The 6,527-nt window shown below is 42.1% G+C and carries 6 protein-coding genes; 4 read left to right on the top strand and 2 right to left on the bottom strand.

Annotation, left to right across the window (positions count from 1 at the left end):
- Positions 1-336 precede the first annotated feature (336 nt).
- Genes MUP17_08145 through MUP17_08130 form a run of 4 tightly spaced genes read left to right on the top strand, consistent with a single transcriptional unit; the run spans position 337 to position 5,482 of the window.
- Positions 337-1,260 (top strand): hypothetical protein, encoded by a 924-nt coding sequence (locus MUP17_08145; protein MCJ7458947.1) that lies wholly within the window; start codon positions 337-339, stop codon positions 1,258-1,260.
- 26 nt (positions 1,261-1,286) lie between these two features.
- Complete coding sequence (locus tag MUP17_08140) at positions 1,287-2,360, top strand: hypothetical protein (protein MCJ7458946.1); 1,074 nt, start codon at positions 1,287-1,289, stop codon at positions 2,358-2,360.
- A gap of 34 nt (positions 2,361-2,394) precedes the next feature.
- Entirely contained in the window at positions 2,395-3,420 is a 1,026-nt protein-coding gene (locus MUP17_08135; protein MCJ7458945.1) for a hypothetical protein, read from the top strand.
- Positions 3,410-5,482 carry a dockerin type I repeat-containing protein gene (locus MUP17_08130; GenBank protein ID MCJ7458944.1) on the top strand — a complete coding sequence of 691 codons (2,073 nt, stop codon included), beginning with the start codon at positions 3,410-3,412 and terminating at the stop codon, positions 5,480-5,482. Before MUP17_08135 ends, MUP17_08130 begins: the two co-directional genes overlap by 11 nt.
- Positions 5,483-5,661: 179 nt before the next feature.
- Here MUP17_08130 and MUP17_08125 read toward each other — a convergent pair whose 3' ends face one another.
- Positions 5,662-6,057, bottom strand: a complete 396-nt coding sequence (locus MUP17_08125) for an SgcJ/EcaC family oxidoreductase (protein MCJ7458943.1) — start codon at positions 6,055-6,057, stop codon at positions 5,662-5,664.
- Positions 6,058-6,240: 183 nt separating this feature from the next.
- A partial coding sequence (locus tag MUP17_08120) for a DNA polymerase III subunit beta (protein MCJ7458942.1) occupies positions 6,241-6,527 on the bottom strand: 287 nt, incomplete at its 5' end.

Here is a 6,527-nt window from a genome sequence, read left to right as displayed (position 1 = left end):
TTTTCTAAGCCCAAGTCCTTTAATAAGTTCCCAAGAACCGAGCCTATGTTTTCTGGCCCTTTTTTATCCCTGATTTGCATGGGGTCTAAATATAACGATTCTGCTTTCAATAAGCAACTATTTTTCTTGGAGTTAACTAAATTTTTTAGATAAAGGGAAACGAAGATTTTCCTTGACAATCTTTTTAGAAGCTTTATTCTTAATTTAGATAAAACTCAATATTTATCGCTTAAAAGAAGGAAGGAGAATCAGCAGACTATCCAATTCTCTTTTGCTGACCAAATAATTGTAATGGATTACGTTAGAAATTCTTATTTTTGGGAAAGGAACAAGAAAATGGTTAAGTATGGATTTAAACTATTAATGTTTATCCTCTGGCTATTTGCACCGTGTTACATCTTTGGTGCAGAGGAGATTCGGGATACAATTAATTATCAATGGGGCGTTCAGTTGAACGAGGAACAGATAAAGGGTTGCCCATATTCAGCCCAATTTGTCTTTGAATCCTTGCCAGAGCTGGGCAAAGCTACAACAGTAGATGTTAAATTTCAGGCTCATCAATTCTGCTATCAAGAGCCTTCGTTCAACATTATGCACACCTGGAGCAAGGCAGGTGAACTGGGTCCGTTTGAGTGCAGTGAGATCGAGCCGAGATGGATTCCACCCATCAAGAAAGATGATATTTATCAGGGGAAATTCGGTTTTAAACCAGATAAGCCCGGAGATTACGTAATGGCGATCCAGGTCACCACCAGCAGGGCCTGCACAGAAAGTCCAGAACAAATTTTCCATATTTTTCTTAGTTTTGATGATTCAGGGAAGTTACTCAAGCTGCAGGGAAGAGAGACTAGGATTGGGGATGACAGGATTATCCTGAATTACGAAGAGGGCGAGATTATTGGTAATCTCAGAATCATACCCCCATTATCTTTGAACGATACTTCTCGCGTATTTTATGGAATAACTGTAAAGGATCCAATACCGCGGGATGTGAGGATTTCACTGACTGGTTCTCAGGGGCTTGACATAATACAAATGCCTGAAAAAGTTTCAGGCGTTATAAGCTCAGGGTATCGTTATAAAGGTGGGTTTAAGATTCTGCCCTCCAGGGTTGGACAAGGGTATTTTGTTCTGAGGGTTGAGGAGGTACCTCAACTTGCGACATCGGTTCCTCGAAAAAAAGATTTCAAGGTAATTTTTAATTTTGATGAAAAAGGTAAACTCAAGTCTATAGACAAAGAGGTTGTTTCAAGGAAGTAGAAAGAAAAAGCTAAAAAGGAGTTGTTATGAATAACAAAACAAAATTTGTTTTAGGCTTAACAGTTTTATTGCTGTTTGTGTTTGTAATTTTCTGGTTCTCGCCTGGTTTGATTTTCTCCAACGGTCAGAAGATAGATGTGACGGCCCCAAGACCCAATTTCCCTGGAAGAGATACAACCCAAAAACCTGAGCCGCCCAAACAGGAGATTAGGCAGGTTTTCGAATATAAATGGAATATGCCTTTGGATTCATGTCATGGAAGGGACCCATATTTCTGGTTGATTAAGTTTGACCCCTTACCAGAGTTAAATAAACCATCAAAAATTTATGTAAGGTTAAAATCCTGTTGGGATCAAAATGCAAGTCCTGTAGGAAGCCATCCTATTTATAAAGAAGGTCCTCTCTTTAGAGTATACTCTGATGAAAATATTTTGGATTCTCCTCAACTGGTAGAGCCTAGGTGGTTATATCCCATTAAGAAAGGTGATATCTATGAGGGAAGTATCACCATAATCCCCAGAGATGTTGGACTATATAGGATATGTTTTTTTGACCCTGGTTGGGCCTGCTTCAATTTCGGCTTTAACGAGAATGGAGAACTGGTTCATCTTTCAGACAGAGGCAACTTCCCTATTGGTAATGCGCCAAATCATCCTGCTATAACAGATAAGGAAGTCTATGTAAAATTTAACGGAAAATATGTTACTAATCTTTTTCACATATCTCCCCCCCTTTCTTTAAACGATACCTCTACAGTTGATTATCGAGTAGTCACCAAAGTGGATTATCCGGAGGGACTTAAGCTCATCACCCGTGATGGCGCCAATATCAGCTTCAAGATGATCCCGGGCCCAATCAATAAAGGCGATACCTTGGAAGGCTCTTTTAAGGCGGTTCCACCTCGTGTGGGCTGGAATAGTATCGGTTTGGGTGTGGAAGAGCCACCCAAACAAGGTATCAAGCCGAAAAATGACAGCTTCAGTGCGCAATACAATCTGCTAAAGGATGGGCAACTCCTGTTTATAGCCAAGGGACAAAAGGGGTACCGCACGCTCTCCAGCTATTATGCGAAGAAGGGGGTGAAGCTTGAAAAACTCTAAACCCTTTTTAGAAGTCTTAAAGGAGTGGACAGTTATGAACGCTAAAACAAAATTCTTTTTAGGCTTAATAGTTTTATTGGTGGTTACGTTCGGGATTTTCTGGGTCTTGCCAGGCTTGATTTTCTCCAACGGTCAAAAGAATCCGGTTACGGCTGAAAGGCCAAATATACCGGTAACTAAACATGAACCGCCAAAGCAGGAGATCAAACAGATTTTCGAATATAAATGGGATATGCCTTTAGATTCCTGTGGAAGAAGCCCTTTCCTGCGGCAGATAAAATTTGATCCTTTGCCTGAGATAAATAAACCCTCCAAGATTTATGTAAAGTTAAAATCCTGCTGGGAGACGACTAAAGAGACCCCTAATTTATTTGTAATTGCTGACGAAGGGAATATGGATTTTACTCAAATCGAACCAAGATGGTTACCTCCTATTAAGAAAGGAGATATTTATGAAGGAAGCATAACCGTTATTCCAAGAGAAGTAGGAATACATGGAATTGGGATAGCTTTAATAACTGGAGAAGCTCGTTTCTATTTCGGCTTTAATGAAAGTGGAGAATTGGTTCATCTTTCAAACAGAGGCGGCTTTCCAAAAAACGATTTACCCAACCATCCTCTTATCACAAACAAAGACATTTACATCAAATTCAATGGTCAATACGTGACGAACCTTTTTCATATAGTGCCTACTCTTTCTTTGAACGACACCTCCATAGTCGATTATCGAGTCGTCACCAAGGTGGAGTATCCAGAGGGATTAAAGCTCATCACTCGTGATGGTGCTAATATCAGCTTTAAGATGATCCCGGGCCCAATCAATAAAGGCGACACTTTGGAAGGTTCCTTTATGGCAGTTCCACCTCGTGTGGGTTGGAATAGTATTGGGCTCGGAATAGAGGAACCTCCTAAAGACGGGGTAAAACCAAAGAATGACAGTTTCAGTGCACAATATAATCTGCTGAAGGATGGCAAACTGTTATTTATCGCCAAGGGACAAAAAGCATACGAAACATTCTTCAATTATTACAGAAAGAAGGGGGTGCAGCTTGAAAAATGATAAAATTTTCTTAAGAGCTTTTCAGGTAATATTTTTCATTCTGCTCTTTTGTCTACCTGAGCTGTCAGAAGCTTTTGATGACTCCATAACTGTATCTAACTCTCCGGGTTTAAGTATTCCAGACAACTGCACTTGGGTAGAGGACAATGTCTGGACTAATGTAGCGAATCAGGAAGCTGTAGTTCTAACAGTAGACATATCTATTACTTTCTCACACCCCTACCCGACCGATTTGATAGCGATTCTGCAATATGGAGATGACACTACCTTCAGGGAAACCTTTTGGGATATTTCGCAAAGCACTTATATAAGAAATGGAATTGCAACCTTTTTCCCATTGAAAGCGAGAACCCAATGGAAGTTAATGATAGCAGATTGTGACCCTATAGGATCTGGTACATTGGTAAGCTGGACGTTAAAGGTGCGCTATCACATACCGCCAGATCCACCCGCTTCCGTGTGGGCGAGCACCGGCTGGGGTTCAAGAGAAATAGATCTCCTCTGGCTTCGGTCATACGATGACCAATGCATAGGTTACAGGTTGGAGGGCAATAGAAACAAAGACACATTGACAGATTACAATGTCGAAGAAGTCGGCAGGTCAGTTTTCCCCTGTGCCGCCAATGCCAAGACCGTGGACGGTTTAGCCTGTGTTGACAGATATTATTTCAGAGTCAGAACTATTTCTAACTATAATGTTCTGGGCCCACCTTCCTTCCCTCTGGCTGAAACTCTGTCTTCTTACTGCCAGAATGTAGATGTTGGTGGAACCTTGAAATATGTAAATTATGATGATAAGTATGCTGGGTATTCTTTTTATCCTGATACAATTCCTGTAAAGAATGCACTCGTGACGTTCTGGGATGCTTCTGGTGACTCTTTTGCTGTGCCGCCAATGTATACAAATAGTGATGGTTATTTTGGTACGTTCCTCGTATTCGTCAACGAACCTATCTGTGCGAAGTTCCAGTTAGTTGATCAAGATAGCTCGATCCGTGTTTATAACTATGATAGTTCCTCTATAGAATATACATTTTCTGACACTATGGGGCCAGATAATTACATGCACGTAATAAAGAACGAAGAATCACAACAGGAACAAGATACTGCGTTTGCCAGAGCTTGTTATGGCTTTGATTATCTTGCTAGAACCAAATATTTCTTCCAGTGCCTACCTCCGTCTCCCTGGGATACACCACCAGTTCAGGTCCAGTACGATTACAATGATTTAAATGGCCCTGCGTTTAGTTATTTCGACTCTTTAGGGCAGAGGTATTTGATTCACCTTACAAGCATGGGTGCGCCGAATTTTGCGTACAGATTAGATGTTCCGGTTCACGAATATGCACATCTGATACATCTGAAAGCCTGGAATATTAACTCTTTTCATACCACGGGCTGCCCTTCACTCCATTCACCTGATACTCGCTCTTCACCCGCTTGTGCCTTTGACGAAGGCTGGGCTGAATTCTTAAGTTGTGTCCCCTACACCTTATCAACAGATAGAAAAGCTTGGTATCTAAAGTACAATTTTAGGGACCTGGAAGATAATGACTGGTGGGCTGGACCTGATGGAAGAAATACTAACGGATCTTTTGTCGAAGGCGCTGTGGCAAGTGCCTGGTATGATATGGAGGATTTGAATATCGATTATCCGGATGAGCGTAGTGGAACAGAGTATTACGAGTTATCTTATGAGATGTCTAAGATATTCGATATCTTTAGAAATCAAAAGCCCCAGACCATAACCGATTTTATGGATTACTGGCAGAATTATCCTGGACTGGAGACCTGGGAGAAGGAACGTTTGATAAAGATTTTTGCTCAGCATCATATTTTCAAACCCGGGGATGCAAACTCTGATGGCTTAGTCACGGTAGCTGATGTAGTGTTTCTGGTGAATTATCTTTTTAAGGGTGGGCCACCGCCTGATCCTCGATGGAGAGGGGACGCTAACGGAGACTGCAACGTCAATATTGCTGATACAGTCTATCTTGTAGCTTTTCTTTTCAAGCAGGGACCTAAACCATTTTTCAATCAGAATCCGAATTGCTGGCCATAATTGACAATATATTACAGTCTTCTCAGATATTGAACTATTCCACCAACCTTAGAGGCATTATCAGACAGATTGTAGGTCGGGTTGCGATAGCTACCCGGCAATAAGATCTACGGGCTACTGACCCCAGAAACTCCTTCCCACGAGGATCATGGGAATGAGATTAGCGTTTATGGCGTTCGTCACTTACCAGCCATCGGCGCGCTGACATTCCAAATGTCTGCATGGACCTTCCATGTGGCGTCGGCTTGACGTTTCCAGATGACGAGATATTTAGTGGAATCTGTCATGGTTGCTTGGCCTTCTGGCTGGATCCGAACTTTAGTCTTGCCGATCTCGTATGCCATGTCACCTCTGCCTCCCACTTCGATAGTGGTCAATACGATATCTTTCACTCCCATCTGGAAGAATTTCTTATACAATTCCTCGATCGCCTGTTTTCCCTTAACTATCTCACCGTCAGGCGGGACCATGGTGGCATCATCCGTGTACAAGGCAACTGCGCCATCCACATTACCCTGTCGTATCGCTTCGCTATACATAGCATTCGCCTCTTCAATGGACTTCCGAACCTGCACTTCATCGAAAGCCTCATGCCTTGCACAAGAGAGCTGAGTAAGAGAAAAACCCAGCACGAACATTACTGTAATTAAGTGTTTCATGATTTGCTCTTTTTGAGATTGTGAGACACATTCCGTCGCAGAACAGGCATTTCCTACCTGCCCTTGGCGGGTTTCCCTGACTTGCCTATTCCTACTCTCCTACTCCACCAACCTCAAAGGCATTATCAGGCAGAGATATTCTTCGTCTTCTTTTTTCTGGGTTGAATAGACCATTCCGGCAGATACCGGGGTGGACAGCTCAAACATGACCTCGTCCCCATCTATCTGCTTCAAGGCATCCAGAATATACAGGGCATTGTAACCTAAATCCAAATCCTCATTTTTGTAATCGCAGGGGATTTTCTCCTTTGCCTCTCCGCCCATATCGAAATTGGCAGAGGAAAGCTCCAAAATATCTTTTTTTAAGGAGAATTTTACCTGATGGG

The organism is Candidatus Zixiibacteriota bacterium, assembly GCA_022865345.1.
Lineage (GTDB): Bacteria > Zixibacteria > MSB-5A5 > MSB-5A5 > RBG-16-43-9 > RBG-16-43-9.
This window is presented reverse-complemented; position numbering and strand designations above follow the sequence as displayed.